Below are 14235 nucleotides of genomic sequence, written 5' to 3'. Positions count from 1 at the left end.
TTATAACCGGAGGAAAGGAGATGCGTCGAGATGCGAGACATCCGAAACGCTCGCGGCAAGCTGGTCTGTCGCCTGGATGAAAGAGCTGGCGTCGTAGAAATTGTCCACAAAGGTTGCAAGACGCTGATTTTTATTAAACCAGATGGAACAGCAGAGATCATAAATACAGAAGTAGCATAACCGCAAACACAAGTCAATAACGAGAATCCGCAGAACCGCGAGACGGGCAGGATGGCACCAACCAATGGTGTCGCCGCCCGTCTCGTTTTGTTTCTACGGATTTGAGACATCGGCCCCCTGCGGATTTTCAAGCCAACTTTTGAAAATCGCAGGAGGAAAAAGATGTTAATAAATTACAAAGATGCCGATGGCAGAATCATCGAATTGGAGGTTTCTGACGAAGTCGGTACCTTCTATCTCAGTTCTGTAGAAGAAGAAAAGAAAAATGAACGGCGGGAAACCCGCCGCCACACTTCCCTTGAGAGTTTCACCTATGAGGACAAGCGGTTCTTTGACGATGGAACGGACTTGCTTGCCGACCTTATAGCTTCAGAAACTGTTAGCCGCGCTATGTCCCACCTGACCGAGCGACAGCAGTACCTTATCCGTAAAACCTGTCTGGAAGGTTGGAAATACACAGAACTTGCTGCACTGGAAGGCGTGGACGAGTCCGCTATACGCCACGCCGTAAACCGAGCAAAGAACAAACTCAAAAAAATGTTATAGTAACCGTCCGATTCATCTTCCGCAGGTGGCATAAGGCAGAAGGCACAAGAAATCAGCCTTCGGAAAGGCAAGGTGATCCGAATGAAGCACACGCTTAGAATTAGTGTTTCAAAGGAACCACAGGGCGGCGGAATAGTTGGCTGTCGCCGTGTCACCGTGCGCGAGAGACTGCTGCGTCTCCTGCTTGGTGACAAGCAAAGGCTGACAGTCATTGTCCCAGGCGACAGTGTGAGAGCGCTTTCAATTATTGAGGAGGGGGGTGATAGCCATGAGCAAAACCAAGCTATTGCTGGATGTAGCGGCTAACCTAAAAAATCTGGCAGACAGCATTTGGGCTGTAGCAGAGACAATGGCGGATGGTGAGCCTAGCGGGGCTTTGAAGCCGGAAGCACCAACTGTCAAAAAGGAAGAAAAGTCTGAAACCAAAGCGGTCACGCTTGAGCAGGTCCGGGCTGTGCTGGCTGCGAAAAGCCATGACGGCTTTACCGCTGAGGTCCGAGCACTGTTGGAGAAGCACGGTGCATCAAGGCTCAGTGAAATTGACCCGGCAAATTATCCCGCACTTCTCGCGGATGCGGAGGGGCTGAAATGAGCAAACACGCTATTCTCTCCGCTTCCGGAGCGCACCGCTGGATGAACTGTACTCCATCAGCCAGGCTGGAACTGGAGTTTGATGAGAGTGAAAGCGAAGCCGCTGCTGAGGGTACCGCAGCTCATGCCCTCGCTGAACACAAACTGCGCCGGGCACTAAAAATGCGCTCGAAGAAGCCAATCTCCAAGTACGAATGCGACGAAATGGACGCCCACACCGGCGCTTATGTGGATTTTGTTCTTGAAACCATCGCCCAGATAAAGTTGACCTGCAACGACCCGTTGGTGCTGATTGAGCAGAGGCTGGATTTTTCCAGGTATGTTCCGGATGGCTTCGGTACCGGCGACTGCGTTATTATCGGCGACGGTACACTCCATGTTATCGATTTTAAGTATGGGCAGGGCGTTCTGGTGAATGCCAAGGACAATCCCCAGATGAAGCTGTATGCACTTGGTGCCCTGGAGTTGTTTGACGGGATATATGACATCAGCACAGTGGCCATGACCATTTTCCAGCCGCGCCGGGAGAATGTCAGCACCTACACGGTATTTAAAGAATCGCTTTATCAATGGGCGGAGGAAACACTGATACCCACCGCCGAGTTGGCTTTTAAAGGTGAGGGCGAGTACGCCCCGGGTGAACACTGTCAGTTCTGCCGGGCTGCAGTAAAGTGTCGAGCCAGAGCCGAAGCCAAGCTTAAACTGGCGGCCTTTGAGTTTGCCCTTCCTCCCTTGCTTTCCGATGAGGAAATTGGCGAGGTTCTCAATTTGATCGGCGACCTGACCAGTTGGGCAAATGAGATTATTGCCTATGCCACAGACGCCGCTGTGAACCATGGCAAGGAATGGCCCGGCTTCAAGGTAGTCGAGGGGCGCTCCGTCCGGGAAATATAGCGATGAGAAGGCCGTAGCCGAAGCGGCAAAAGCTGCTGGATACCGTGACATCTATAAGCGGAGCCTTATCACCATTACTGAGATGGAAAAGCTGATGGGCAAATCCAAGTTCAATGAAATTCTTGGCGGACTGGTTATAAAGCCGCCCGGCAAACCGACCCTGGTTTCAGTCACGGATAATCGACCGGCGATGAGTTTATCAAACGCAAAAAATGAATTTATGGAGGTTTAATACTATGTCAAATACAGCAAACAAAGTTAATCGTAGTCTTGGGAAAAATCCCACCAAAGTTATCACCGGCATTGTACGTCTATCCTATGCGAATGTATGGGAACCCAAGTCCATCAACGGCGGCGCGGAAAAATACAGTGTCAGCCTGATTATCCCCAAGTCAGACACCAAGACCATCGCGGCCATCAATGCAGCTGTGGATGCAGCGATCGAGGAAGGCAAAGGCAAATTCGGTGGCAAGATTCCTTCTAAAGCGCAGTTAAAACTTCCGCTTCGTGATGGCGATGTCGACCGCCCTGATGACGAAGCCTACGCCAACAGCTATTTTGTAAACGCCAATAGCAATACCGCTCCACAAATCGTGGACAGGCAAGTCAACCCTATCCTTGAGCGTTCAGAAATCTATTCTGGTGTTTACGCAAGAGTCAGCATAAACTTTTATGCTTTCAATTCCAACGGCAACAAAGGAATTGCCTGTGGCTTGGGCAACATCCAGAAAATTCGTGACGGTGAACCGCTGGGCAGCAAATCAAGTGCTGCTGATGATTTTGCCACTGATGTGGACGATGATTTTCTGTCATGAGAACGCTTAGTATTGATTTAGAGACTTTCAGCACGGTAGACCTCGCGAAAAGCGGGGTCTATCGCTATGCTGAGTCCCCGGATTTTGAAATCCTGTTGTTCGGTTACAGTGTTGACGGCGGAGGTGTTCAGGTTATTGATCTGGCCAGCGGTGAACATCTGCCGGATGAGATTTACAGCGCCCTTTTAGATGAATCCGTTATCAAATGGGCACATAATGCGCAGTTTGAACGCGTATGTCTGTCCCGCTATCTTAACCAGTGGCTGAAACCAAATTCATGGCGTTGCACCATGGTGTGGTCCGCCTATCTCGGTCTGCCTTTAACGCTGGAGGGCGCTGCGTTGGTCACCGGCGCTGAAAAACAAAAACTGACTGAAGGCAAAGACCTGATCCGCTACTTCTCCATGCCCTGCAAGCCTACTAAAACAAACAATCAGCGCACTCGTAATCTCCCTGAACACGACCCTCAAAGGTGGGAACGCTTCAAAGCCTACAATGCCCGCGATGTGGAAACGGAAATGGCAATACAGGCAAAGCTGGCGAGCTTTCCCGTACCGGAGGATGAGTGGAAAAACTATATCCTTGACCAGGAAATCAATGATCGAGGTATCCTGCTGGACATAATCCTGGTCAGGCAAGCGATCAGCTGCGATGAGCGATCCCGATCGGAACTGACGCGAGTTATGCAAGAACTGACTGCACTGGATAATCCCAACTCGGTCGCGCAGATGAAGTCCTGGCTTGCTGAACATGGCCTTAAAACAGATACGTTGGACAAGGCCGCGGTTAAGGAACTGCTTAAGACCGCACCCGGAAATCTGGGACATGTTTTGGAATTACGGCAGAAGCTAGCCAAGTCCAGTATAAAGAAATACACAGCCATGGAAAACGCAGTCTGCTCCGACGGCAGGGCGCGCGGGTTGCTGCAGTTCTACGGAGCTAATCGTACTGGCCGCTTTGCTGGGCGGTTGATCCAAGTACAAAATCTTCCGCAAAACCATCTATCGGATTTAGAGGAAGCTCGTAATCTTATTCGTTCCGGGCAATTTGATGCAGCAGAGATGCTCTATGATTCTGTGCCCTCCGTTTTATCCGAACTTATCCGTACCGCATTCATCCCACAATCTGGATTAAAATTTATCGTTGCTGACTTTTCCGCCATTGAAGCCAGGGTAATAGCCTGGTTGGCGGGTGAAACATGGCGGAATGAGGTATTTGCCACCCACGGCAAGATTTATGAAGCATCGGCGGCGCAGATGTTTCATGTTCCTATTGAAGAGGTCACCAAAGGCAGCCCGCTGCGCCAGAAAGGGAAAATAGCCGAATTGGCGCTTGGCTACGGCGGATCAGTCGGTGCTTTAACCGCTATGGGCGCTCTTGATATGGGGCTTACTGAGAATGAACTCCAGCCGCTGGTAACCGTCTGGCGAAAGGCCAATCCCAACATAGTAAGGTTCTGGTGGGACGTTGACCGGGCTGCCAAAAGGGCGGTCAAGGAACGCGTCACTACGGAAACACATGGACTCCGCTTTGAGTACCGCAGCGGAATGCTGTTCATTACCTTGCCATCCGGCAGGAAGCTTTGCTATGTGAAGCCCAGAATAGAGCTAAACCGCTTCGGCAGCGAATCGGTGACATATGAGGGTATTGGGACAAACAAGAAATGGGAGCGCATCGAAAGCTACGGGCCTAAGTTCGTGGAGAACATCGTCCAGGCGACCTCAAGAGACATTCTCTGCCATGCCATGCGCCGTTTGGATGCCCTGGGCTACAACATAGTAATGCATGTCCATGACGAGGTTGTCATTGAAGCCCCGGCAGATGCATTGGTTGATGATATATGCCAGGTTATGGGTGAAACTCCTCCCTGGGCTAAGGGGCTTCTGCTCCGTGCTGACGGCTTTGAGTGCCAGTTCTATAAAAAAGATTAGAAAAAAATAATGGACCGTCCGATTCCGCTCCTTGTGGTGGCGATATAGCGAAGGCCAAAAACAAAATCCAAGCCTTCGGAAAGGACGAATCCATATGAACGAACTACAGGTATTCTCCTACGAGGGAAAAGAGGTCAGAACCATCCAGAGGAACGGCGAAACTTGGTGGGTGCTAAAGGATGTGTGCGGAGTGCTGGAACTCAGCAACGCTCGCATGATTGCCGACCGGCTTGACGAGGATGATGTAAGTCTGGCTTACGTCACCGACAGTATGGGTAGGCGGCAGCAAACCAACATCGTTAACGAGAGCGGGCTTTACAATGTTATCCTGCGCTCTGACAAGCCCGAAGCCAAGAAGTTTAAACGCTGGGTTACCCACGAGGTTCTTCCTCAGATTCGCAGACACGGAGCTTACATCACAACCTCTAAGCTGGAAGAAATCATGAATGACCCTGACTCCTGGATTAAGCTCTTGACCGCCCTCAAGGAGGAACGCCAGGAAAAAGAGCGGCTTCAGCTACAGGTCGCCCAAGATAAGCCTAAGGTGGTATTTGCCGATGCTGTATCCGTATCGGACGGCACCATTTTAATCGGCGAACTGGCGAAAATCCTCAAAGGCAACGGTATCGAAATCGGCCAGAACCGCCTGTTTGAAAGGCTCCGCCAGGACGGCTTCCTTATCAAGCGCAAAGGCACCGACTACAACGCGCCGACCCAAAAGGCCATGGAACTCGGTCTTTTCAAAGTAAAAGAAACCGCCATTACCCATTCGGATGGTCATGTCACCATCAGCAAGACCACCAAAGTTACTGGCAAAGGGCAGCAGTATTTTGTCAACTACTTTCTCGGGGGAGGGGCGGATAGGGATGGACGGGCGTAACAGCGGGGGCTGCCCGGAACATATAGCCGCTCTTTCTTCGGACGGTGCGGCGCGAAAGGAAAAACGGTACCGTCCGCTGGTTTACATCTGCTCTCCTTTTGCCGGTGACACTGAACACAACATCATCCGTGCATTGGGCTATTGCCGGTTTGCCGTCAGCAAGGGGTACATCCCCCTCGCACCACATCTCCACTACCCACAGTTTATGGACGACGGCAACCGTGAAGAGCGCGATCTCGGGCTAAATTTTGCCCTGGTTCTACTTAGCAAATGCGATGAGCTGTGGGTGTTCGGCCACCGGGTGTCGGACGGTATGGCCCGGGAAATCAGCAAAGCGAAAAAGCAGGGCATCCCCATTCGGCACTTTACTGAGAAATGCGAGGAGGTGCAGGGAACGTGAAGATAGCGGTCGGCAACAGCCGCATGGATAAGAAGTGGAAAAACAGGGACATCTCATGGGAAAACTTTCTCTCCCGGGTCAGCACGACGATCCGCACCACCGAAACGGTATCGGAATTCCGCAAGATGAGCCGCGCGCAGCAGGATTCCATCAAAGATGTGGGCGGCTTCGTGGGCGGCGCTCTGCGCAAGGGCAAACGCAGGAACGGTTATGTCCTTTGCCGCTCCCTGCTCACCTTGGATATGGACTATGCCAGGCCAGGAATTTGGGATGAAATTAATATGCTCTACGATTTCAAGTGCTGCGTTTACTCCACTCACAAACACACGCCGGATGCACCGCGCCTGCGGCTTGTTATTCCCCTGTCCCGCGAGGTAAGCGAGGACGAGTACCCCGCTCTTGGTCGCATGGTAGCCAAGGAAATCGGTATCGACTTGTTTGATGACACGACTTATGAGCCATCACGGCTTATGTATTGGCCGTCAACGCCATCTGACGGTGAGTTTGTGTTCCAAGAAAAAGAAGGCGAACTGCTCAACCCCGATATATATCTCGAAAAATACACTGACTGGCGGGATACTTCCTTGTGGCCTGTATCCTCGCGCCAGTCAGAAGTGGTTCGTAGCCAAATTACCCAGCAAGCCGATCCGCTCACCAAGGAAGGTGCAGTCGGTGCGTTCTGCCGGGCTTACTCGATTGAGGATGCAATTGAGACTTTTTTATCCGACGTCTATGAGCGCAGCGCGATGAATGGGCGTTACGACTATATCCCTGCTGATTCTTCAGCGGGACTGGTCATATACGATGGTAAATTCGCCTACAGCCATCACGCTACCGATCCGGCCTGCGGCAGGCTGCTGAATGCCTTTGATCTGGTGCGAATACACCGCTTCCGCGACCTCGACGACAAGACCGCTTTGGATACCCCTCCGGGAAAGCTGCCCTCCTTTAGGGCCATGACGGAACTAGCCATAAAGGATGAACGGGTCAAGGAGCAGTTGGCTGAAGAACGTAAAGCCCAGGCGGAGAACGAGTTTAGGGATGCGGATTGGCAGAAGGCCCTGGAACTTGAAAAGACCGGTGCTGTTAAAGACAGTTTCGGAAACTATCTTCTGATATTAAACAATGACCCTAATTTGAGCGGTATCGTTTTTAACCAACTGCGGGACGGTGTGGATGTTCGTGGGGAAATACCCTGGCAAAGGTTCAAACCTGGCTGGAGCGAAACGGACGCGGCGAAACTTTATGAATATCTGCAAAATCATTATGGCATCTACTCACCGACTAAGACGAATAATGCCGTTATGGCAGCAGCAGCTGCCCGACAATTCCATCCGATACGTGAGTATCTTAACACACTTCCTACCTGGGACGGCATTAAAAGAGTCGAAACGCTTCTGATTGATTACTTCGGTGCAGAAGATACCCCGTACACCAGGGCTGTTACTAGAAAGACTTTTGCGGCGGCGGTCGCCCGCATTTATCAGCCTGGGATTAAGTTTGACTACATGCTGGTCATTAATGGGGCGACTGGACTTGGAAAATCCACGTTCTTTGGCAAGCTGGCCGGAGAGTGGTTTTCCGACAGCCTGACCTTTGCTGACATGGGAAAAGGCAAGGATGCTCCTGAAAAGATACAGGGGTTCTGGATTATAGAAATCCCCGAACTTGCTGGTATCCGGAAAACTGACGTTAACAACGTAAAAGCATTTTTATCCCGTTGTGATGATAACTATCGTGCCAGCTACGGACATGTAACTGAAAGCCATCCTCGTCAATGTATTATTGTGGGCAGCACCAACAGCGAAAGTGCCGGTTTTCTTCGTGATGTGACCGGCAACCGCCGCTTCTGGCCAGTCCGTGTAAGCGGTAAAAATGCCAGGCGTGGTTGGGATATCACAGATGATGATGTTCTTCAGATTTGGGCCGAGGCCAAGCTGATATGGAACAACGGTGAGAAGCTCTACCTTGAGGGAGCCGATGCGGAGGCGGCGGTCAGTGAGCAGGCAGACGCCATGGAATCTGATGAACGTGAAGGCTTGGTACGCGAGTATCTCGACATGCTTCTGCCGGAGAACTGGGACACTTTGGATGTATACCGAAGACGTGATTATTTCCGGGATCAGAATGACCCAACCAGGCCGCCAGGTGTTAAACGGCGCGATATTGTCAGCAATATTGAGATCTGGTGCGAGTGCCTGAACAAGAACCGCGAGGACATCAGAACCCGCGACAGCTATGAAATCACCGCCATCATGCAGAAAATGACCGACTGGCGGCGCGGGGATAAGAAGATCCGAATCATTGGCTACGGCCCCCAAAATGTGTGGTTGAGAAAGCCGGATTAAGGCAGAGGTGTTCCAAGCGTTCCGGGTTTGTTCCAGGAAAAGAGAACAGTGGGAACAGGCGTTAGCTTAGAAGAATAGGCAACTCGACAAGTTCTGTTCCAAGTGTTCCAAGAATTATATATGAGTTATTTGTATTATTACTCTCTGTACCTATATGGAACTATATACACGCGTAAGGGTCTATAAGGAATTTTTCGGTACGACTGGAACACAACTGAGCGGAATGCCTTGTAAATTCAGGGTTCGAGGCTGTTCCAGGTTATTGTTCCAAGGTGTGTTCCGTTCCAGCAAATGAGCAAGTAGCAACAAGATGAAAGGAATAAAAATGCTATGGGGAGTCCTATGCGAGAAAAAAAGATAGAACAAAAACTGGTCAAGGCAGTCCGCGGCATGGATGGTTTAGCGCTAAAGTTTGTGTCACCAGGGTTCGATGGAGTGCCCGACCGCTTAATATTATTGCCCGATGGACGGATGGCCTTTGCAGAAATTAAAGCGATGGGATGTAAATTACGGCCTTTGCAGGTAAGACGAAAAAGACAACTGGAAGCGTTAGGGTTTTCGGTGTACGTCATAGATAGCCCGGAGCAGATTGGAGGGATGCTGAATGAGATACGAGCCACATGAATATCAGGATTATGCCACAAGATTCATCCTTAAGCATCCAATCGCGGCTGTTCTGCTTAAAATGGGACTTGGCAAAAGCGTCATTACGCTGACAGCCATCTTCGACCTTACCCTGGAAAGTTTCGAGATTCGCAAGGTTCTGGTCATTGCCCCGCTTAGGGTGGCACGGGATACATGGCCCACGGAAATTGAAAAATGGGATCACTTAAAGGGGCTTACCTGCTCGGTGGCTATAGGTAGCGAAGCCCAGCGGAAAGCTGCGCTTAGGAAAAGAGCGCAAGTGTACATCATCAACCGGGAGAATGTCGACTGGCTGGTGAATAAAAGCGGCCTTCCCTTCGACTTCGATATGGTGGTAATCGACGAGTTGAGTTCTTTCAAGGATAACGGCTCCAAACGGTTCAAGGCCCTGCGCAAGGTTCGGCCTGGGGTTAAACGGATAGTCGGCCTTACCGGTACGCCTTCATCCAATGGATTGATGGACCTGTGGGCTGAAATCGGCATTCTTGATATGGGGCAGCGCCTTGGCAGATATATCACCCACTTCCGCAATAATTATTTTATGCCGGACAAGCGTAACCAGCAGATGGTGTTTTCATACAAACCCCGGCCCGGTGCCGAGGAAGCTATTTACCGGCTGATTTCCGACATCACCATCAGCATGAAAAATACCGACTATTTGAAGCTGCCGGAACTGGTGATGAACGAGATCCCCGTCAGGCTGTCAGAAAATGAAATGGCTTGCTACCAGGCAATGAAGCGCGAGTTGGTACTGTCCCTTAAAGGTCGGGAAATTGATGCCGCCAACGCCGCGGCGCTTTCCGGCAAGCTCCTGCAGATGGCCAACGGCGCGGTGTATGACGAGGATAAAGGCGTGGCGCATATCCACAACCGCAAGCTGGATGCCATGGAGGATATTATCGAAGCCGCCAACGGCAAGCCTGTTTTGGTAGCTTACTGGTTCAAGCACGATCTGGAGAGGATAATTAATCGTTTCCCCGCTGAGAAGCTGGACAGCACTGCTTCCATTAGGCGCTGGAATGACGGAAAAATACCACTGGCCGTGATTCATCCGGCATCGGCCGGACACGGATTGAATTTGCAGGCGGGCGGCTCCATTCTGGTATGGTTTGGGCTTACCTGGAGCCTTGAACTCTACCAGCAGACCAACGCCCGGCTGTGGCGGCAGGGTCAAAAGGATACGGTGGTTATCCACCACATCATCACCAATGGCACCATTGATGAAGATGTGATGCGCGCCCTGGAAAGAAAGGACAAGACCCAGACCGCCCTGATTGATGCGGTAAAAGCAAACCTGAAGGAGGTGGTAGCATGATTGCGCTGAAATATATCAACAAAAATGCGGCGACGATTGCCGCCATCCGCGACTACAACAACATGCGGTTTATCATCAACAACACTCCAGAGGAAATAAAGAGTGTGTACGAAGAAATGATTGCGCCCAGAACCCCCAAGCTATCCAGTATGCCGTCCGCAAGGAATCCGCAGGCTGGAGCCGACAAACTGGCGGCGCAGATTGACAAGCTGGACATCCTGCGGGAACGCTACAGCCAGGCGATAGAGTATATGGCATGGTTCGAGCCTGCCTGGTCAAGCTTGACGGACACTGAGCAGCACATCCTATCTGAATTCTACATGGGTGACAACCAGAAGTCCGGCGCAACCTACCGTCTGATGAGTGAACTCAGCTACAGCGAAAGCCATATCGAGCGGCTGCGGAGCAACGCGCTTAACCACCTGCGCAGTATGCTGTTCGGATAAAGATGAGGGAATTCTGAGGGAGTGTTTGCTTAAGGGCACTGTATAATAATAGTATCGGAAGCCACATCGAGAGCCTTCGTAGGGTCATATCTGCGAGGGCTTTTTGTATGCCTATAACGAGGTGATCACTAATGCCCTTTAAGCCCAAGCGGCCGTGTTCCTACCCTGGCTGTCCAAAGCTGACGTACGGAAGGTTTTGCGAGGAGCACACCAAAGAAGAGACAAAACGATATGAACGCAATCAGCGCGACCCCGCCATGAAGAAACGCTACAACAGGACTTGGAAGCGCATTCGCGACCGGTATATAAATGAGCATCCCCTTTGCGAAAGGTGTCAGAAGGAAGGCAAATTGACACCAGCTGAGGAGGTGCACCATGTTGTACCGCTTTCAAGGGGTGGAACCCATACAGCGGATAATCTCATGGCGTTATGCACTAGCTGCCATTCGAGAATAACTGCAAAAGAAGGCGGCCGGTGGGGTTAAAGAGATACGTGCGCTGTTAGGAACGGCATCCTTACTTCATGTATCGCTTCAGTTCTTCATAGAAGTTTTCGCGGGTACCCGCAAGTATAACGACAACGGTTTCGTCATCTTCCTCAATAATGGTATAGGCAAGTTCGTAGTTGGTTTTGTTATGGAAAATGTCGCAGCAATATATGCCGGAAAGATCACCGGTTTTGGGATCACCACAATAGGGATCCAATTGAATCTGATCAATGGCTGCTCGGAATTTCTCTTTTAGCGGTTTCTCTTTTAGCTTTTTAAGATAGCGAGCGGCGGGAGGCAGAATGACTAATTTGGTCATCAGTCTGCCTCCGAGCCAAAAACATCTTCATAAGTTTTGCTTGATGCTTGGCCCTGAGCAGCAAGACGGGCTTCATCAAGCAAGCGTTCCACAGCGGGACGGATTTGGCGGCGGGTTTCCTTAAACTTATCCAGCAGTTCTTGTCCTGAAAGACCCTGGGCTATTAAATCGGCCAGGATTTGTTCGTCAAATTCTCCGCCGCTTTCCCGAACGGGACGGATGACGATGGCATTGTTTTGGACATAGCATTCCACTTCCTTGTCAATGCCGACGCTGTTATAAAACTCAATCGGTATGGTTATCTGACGTTTCTGAGATACCGAGATACGTTTCTTTATCATAGGATTTTCTCCTTTGGTTTTAACTTGCGGCACTAGTATTCCTCCTTTGGTAGTATATGCTGATCCAACAGAAAATATACAAAGAATCTTTGATTAAATACTATCAAAGAAACAAAGAAAACTCAAGGGTAGGGGGGCAAAATCTCTACAGCCCTGCCCTGGAGAACGGGCGGCCCCCTTCGCGCGTAAAAATTACGGTTCAAACGGGGGATTAAACCACGCCACAGTAAGGAGGTGAAGGCTTGTGGCAAAAGACGGAACCAATAGGGGCGGCCGCAGGGTCCGCGCCGGTGACAAGCCGCAGCCCCTGGCTGACAAAATCTCGGCCGGAAAGGCCGCAAAAGTTTTAGCCGCCCCGGAACTGCATCCCGAGTCGATGCTTGAAGCGGACGACCTTGACGATGCGGCCGATTTATATGGAGAAGATATGCCAACGCCCAGCGATTACCTCAGCGCGAGACAGAGAGATGGTAAGCCGCTGGGCGCTGACGATCTGTTCAGAGAAACTTGGAAATGGCTTAAAGAGCGCGGGTGTGAGAAATTCGTTAACCCAAGATTGATTGAAGCCTATGCTCAGGCTTTCACTCGCTACATCCAGTGTGAGGAAGCCATCAGCACCTATGGGCTTTTGGGCAAACATCCGACTACGGGTGGCGCTATAGCCAGCCCCTTCGTACAGATGAGCCAATCTTTTCAGAAGCAGGCCAACCTCATTTGGTACGAGATTTTTGACATCGTAAAACAGAATTGCACTACAGCCTTTGTCGGCAACCCGCAGGATGATATTATGGAAGCCCTGCTGTCAGGCAGGAAAGGACGGTAGGAATAGATGAACACAACCGAGCGTTTTGAAAAAGTTAATATTGACCGGTTAGTACCTTATGCACGCAATGCCCGCACCCATAGCAAGGAACAAATACTTCAGCTTCGAGCATCACTCAGGGAGTTCGGCTTCGTCAACCCGGTAATTGTAGACAAAGACCTCAACGTCATTGCAGGACACGGGCGCATCCTCGCTGCCAAGGAGGAAGGTATTACTGAAGTACCTTGCGTGTTCGCTGAACACCTGACTGAAGCCCAGAAGCGGGCCTATATTATAGCCGATAACCGCCTTGCCCTGAACGCTGGCTGGGACGTGGAGATGCTCTCGGTAGAGCTTGCGGATTTGCAGGCTGCCGATTTTGACGTATTTCTTCTCGGCTTTGATGACACGGAACTGAACAAACTATTGGGCGGTGCCGAGGACGTTAAAGAAGACGACTTTGATGTAGAAGGCGAACTAGCCAAGCCCGCTATAACTAAGGCGGGTGACCTCTGGTTACTGGGGCAGCATCGCTTGGTCTGCGGCGACAGTACCAAAGCGGAAACCTTTTCCCTGCTCATGGATGGCAAACTTGCCAACCTGGTGGTGACAGACCCTCCCTACAACGTCAATTATGAGGGTACAGCAGGCAAAATTAAAAACGACAACATGGCGGACCAAAAGTTCTATCAGTTTCTGCTGGAAGCTTTCACCCTGACCGAAAAGGCGATGGCCAAGGACGCAAGTATCTATGTGTTCCACGCCGATACCGAAGGACTGAATTTCCGCAAAGCCTTTTTAGAAGCAGGATTCTATCTCTCGGGAACGTGTATCTGGAAAAAGCAGTCGCTGGTACTGGGGCGCTCGCCTTACCAGTGGCAGCACGAGCCGATCCTGTTTGGCTGGAAGAAAACGGGCAAACACGCCTGGTACTCCGACCGTAAGCAGTCTACCATCTGGGAGTTTGACAAGCCTAGGAAGAATACTGACCACCCGACCATGAAACCCGTGCCGCTGGTAGCTTACCCGATACTCAACTCCAGCATGACAGGGTGTATTGTTCTTGATCCGTTCGGCGGTTCGGGCAGTACCCTGATCGCCTGTGAGCAAACTGGCCGGATTTGTCACACTGTGGAACTGGACGAGAAGTTCTGCGATGTTATTGTGAATAGGTACATTGAATTTAAGGGTTCTGACGCTGATGTTTTCCTAATGCGCAGCGGTCAGAAAATACCCTTTAACAGTGTGCCAAAACTGGTATAAAGGCTTGCTATTCCACAGCTTAAGAGTGATG

At 50.8% G+C, this 14235-nt stretch carries 17 protein-coding genes and 1 pseudogene; 16 read left to right on the top strand and 2 right to left on the bottom strand.

The window, feature by feature from the left end; all coding sequences use genetic code 11:
• The first annotated feature begins 30 nt into the window (after positions 1 to 30).
• The 14 genes and pseudogenes from L9W92_RS05755 (at position 31) to L9W92_RS05690 (ending at position 11476) form a co-directional block, all read left to right on the top strand.
• Positions 31 to 180 carry a hypothetical protein gene (locus tag L9W92_RS05755; RefSeq protein WP_240082788.1) on the top strand — a complete coding sequence of 50 codons (150 nt, stop codon included), beginning with the start codon at positions 31 to 33 and terminating at the stop codon, positions 178 to 180.
• A gap of 162 nt (positions 181 to 342) precedes the next feature.
• Positions 343 to 726, top strand: coding sequence for a sigma factor-like helix-turn-helix DNA-binding protein (locus L9W92_RS05750; protein WP_013843525.1), 384 nt, complete (start codon positions 343 to 345; stop codon positions 724 to 726).
• A gap of 81 nt (positions 727 to 807) precedes the next feature.
• A complete protein-coding gene (locus tag L9W92_RS05745; RefSeq protein ID WP_240082816.1) occupies positions 808 to 1032 on the top strand; it encodes a hypothetical protein in 225 nt (74 codons plus the stop codon).
• Positions 995 to 1318, top strand: coding sequence for an rRNA biogenesis protein rrp5 (locus L9W92_RS05740; protein WP_240082787.1), 324 nt, complete (start codon positions 995 to 997; stop codon positions 1316 to 1318). The genes L9W92_RS05745 and L9W92_RS05740 overlap by 38 nt, the downstream gene beginning before the upstream one ends.
• A pseudogene (locus tag L9W92_RS05735) lies at positions 1315 to 2443 on the top strand (DUF2800 domain-containing protein). Before L9W92_RS05740 ends, L9W92_RS05735 begins: the two are co-directional and overlap by 4 nt.
• Positions 2444 to 2447: 4 nt before the next feature.
• Positions 2448 to 3026, top strand: coding sequence for a DUF2815 family protein (locus tag L9W92_RS05730; protein ID WP_240082786.1), 579 nt, complete (start codon positions 2448 to 2450; stop codon positions 3024 to 3026).
• Positions 3023 to 4957, top strand: a complete 1935-nt coding sequence (locus L9W92_RS05725; RefSeq protein ID WP_240082785.1) for a DNA polymerase — start codon at positions 3023 to 3025, stop codon at positions 4955 to 4957. The genes L9W92_RS05730 and L9W92_RS05725 overlap by 4 nt, the downstream gene beginning before the upstream one ends.
• Positions 4958 to 5051: 94 nt before the next feature.
• Entirely contained in the window at positions 5052 to 5837 is a 786-nt protein-coding gene (locus L9W92_RS05720; protein ID WP_240082784.1) for a phage antirepressor, read from the top strand.
• A complete protein-coding gene (locus L9W92_RS05715; protein WP_240082783.1) occupies positions 5824 to 6237 on the top strand; it encodes a DUF7768 domain-containing protein in 414 nt (137 codons plus the stop codon). Before L9W92_RS05720 ends, L9W92_RS05715 begins: the two co-directional genes overlap by 14 nt.
• The gene (locus L9W92_RS05710; protein WP_240082815.1) at positions 6234 to 8585 is read left to right on the top strand and encodes a virulence-associated E family protein; all 2352 of its coding nucleotides are present in this window, start codon (positions 6234 to 6236) and stop codon (positions 8583 to 8585) included. Before L9W92_RS05715 ends, L9W92_RS05710 begins: the two co-directional genes overlap by 4 nt.
• Before the next feature lie 342 nt (positions 8586 to 8927).
• Positions 8928 to 9209, top strand: a complete 282-nt coding sequence (locus L9W92_RS05705; RefSeq protein WP_240082782.1) for a VRR-NUC domain-containing protein — start codon at positions 8928 to 8930, stop codon at positions 9207 to 9209.
• Positions 9190 to 10545 carry an SNF2-related protein gene (locus tag L9W92_RS05700; protein WP_240082781.1) on the top strand — a complete coding sequence of 452 codons (1356 nt, stop codon included), beginning with the start codon at positions 9190 to 9192 and terminating at the stop codon, positions 10543 to 10545. The genes L9W92_RS05705 and L9W92_RS05700 overlap by 20 nt, the downstream gene beginning before the upstream one ends.
• Positions 10542 to 10991 (top strand): sigma-70 family RNA polymerase sigma factor, encoded by a 450-nt coding sequence (locus tag L9W92_RS05695; protein WP_240082780.1) that lies wholly within the window; start codon positions 10542 to 10544, stop codon positions 10989 to 10991. The genes L9W92_RS05700 and L9W92_RS05695 overlap by 4 nt, the downstream gene beginning before the upstream one ends.
• 131 nt (positions 10992 to 11122) lie before the next feature.
• Positions 11123 to 11476 carry an HNH endonuclease gene (locus tag L9W92_RS05690; RefSeq protein WP_240082779.1) on the top strand — a complete coding sequence of 118 codons (354 nt, stop codon included), beginning with the start codon at positions 11123 to 11125 and terminating at the stop codon, positions 11474 to 11476.
• A gap of 31 nt (positions 11477 to 11507) precedes the next feature.
• Here L9W92_RS05690 and L9W92_RS05685 read toward each other — a convergent pair whose 3' ends face one another.
• Entirely contained in the window at positions 11508 to 11798 is a 291-nt protein-coding gene (locus L9W92_RS05685; protein ID WP_240082778.1) for a type II toxin-antitoxin system RelE/ParE family toxin, read from the bottom strand.
• The gene (locus tag L9W92_RS05680; protein ID WP_240082814.1) at positions 11798 to 12139 is read right to left on the bottom strand and encodes an AbrB/MazE/SpoVT family DNA-binding domain-containing protein; all 342 of its coding nucleotides are present in this window, start codon (positions 12137 to 12139) and stop codon (positions 11798 to 11800) included. Before L9W92_RS05680 ends, L9W92_RS05685 begins: the two co-directional genes overlap by 1 nt.
• A 244-nt stretch (positions 12140 to 12383) precedes the next feature.
• Between L9W92_RS05680 and L9W92_RS05675 the strand changes: the two genes are divergently transcribed.
• Both L9W92_RS05675 and L9W92_RS05670 read left to right on the top strand, forming a co-directional pair.
• A complete protein-coding gene (locus L9W92_RS05675; RefSeq protein WP_240082777.1) occupies positions 12384 to 12962 on the top strand; it encodes a P27 family phage terminase small subunit in 579 nt (192 codons plus the stop codon).
• A 6-nt stretch (positions 12963 to 12968) separates the two neighbouring features.
• The gene (locus L9W92_RS05670) at positions 12969 to 14204 is read left to right on the top strand and encodes a site-specific DNA-methyltransferase (protein ID WP_240082776.1); all 1236 of its coding nucleotides are present in this window, start codon (positions 12969 to 12971) and stop codon (positions 14202 to 14204) included.
• The last annotated feature ends 31 nt before the right edge of the window (positions 14205 to 14235 follow it).

This window comes from Pelotomaculum terephthalicicum JT (genome assembly GCF_022410535.1).
Taxonomy (GTDB): domain Bacteria; phylum Bacillota; class Desulfotomaculia; order Desulfotomaculales; family Pelotomaculaceae; genus Pelotomaculum_D; species Pelotomaculum_D terephthalicicum.
The sequence above is the reverse complement of the archived record's forward strand: the minus strand, read 5'-3'. Positions and strand labels throughout refer to the sequence as shown.

Coding starts and splice junctions, on each gene's coding strand:
- L9W92_RS05755 (WP_240082788.1), top strand. CDS start 31: ATGCGAGACATCCGAAACGCTCGCGGCAAGCTGGTCTGTCGCCTGGAT.
- L9W92_RS05750 (WP_013843525.1), top strand. CDS start 343: ATGTTAATAAATTACAAAGATGCCGATGGCAGAATCATCGAATTGGAG.
- L9W92_RS05745 (WP_240082816.1), top strand. CDS start 808: ATGAAGCACACGCTTAGAATTAGTGTTTCAAAGGAACCACAGGGCGGC.
- L9W92_RS05740 (WP_240082787.1), top strand. CDS start 995: ATGAGCAAAACCAAGCTATTGCTGGATGTAGCGGCTAACCTAAAAAAT.
- L9W92_RS05730 (WP_240082786.1), top strand. CDS start 2,448: ATGTCAAATACAGCAAACAAAGTTAATCGTAGTCTTGGGAAAAATCCC.
- L9W92_RS05725 (WP_240082785.1), top strand. CDS start 3,023: ATGAGAACGCTTAGTATTGATTTAGAGACTTTCAGCACGGTAGACCTC.
- L9W92_RS05720 (WP_240082784.1), top strand. CDS start 5,052: ATGAACGAACTACAGGTATTCTCCTACGAGGGAAAAGAGGTCAGAACC.
- L9W92_RS05715 (WP_240082783.1), top strand. CDS start 5,824: ATGGACGGGCGTAACAGCGGGGGCTGCCCGGAACATATAGCCGCTCTT.
- L9W92_RS05705 (WP_240082782.1), top strand. CDS start 8,928: ATGCGAGAAAAAAAGATAGAACAAAAACTGGTCAAGGCAGTCCGCGGC.
- L9W92_RS05700 (WP_240082781.1), top strand. CDS start 9,190: ATGAGATACGAGCCACATGAATATCAGGATTATGCCACAAGATTCATC.
- L9W92_RS05695 (WP_240082780.1), top strand. CDS start 10,542: ATGATTGCGCTGAAATATATCAACAAAAATGCGGCGACGATTGCCGCC.
- L9W92_RS05690 (WP_240082779.1), top strand. CDS start 11,123: ATGCCCTTTAAGCCCAAGCGGCCGTGTTCCTACCCTGGCTGTCCAAAG.
- L9W92_RS05685 (WP_240082778.1), bottom strand. CDS start 11,798: ATGACCAAATTAGTCATTCTGCCTCCCGCCGCTCGCTATCTTAAAAAG.
- L9W92_RS05680 (WP_240082814.1), bottom strand. CDS start 12,139: ATGATAAAGAAACGTATCTCGGTATCTCAGAAACGTCAGATAACCATA.
- L9W92_RS05670 (WP_240082776.1), top strand. CDS start 12,969: ATGAACACAACCGAGCGTTTTGAAAAAGTTAATATTGACCGGTTAGTA.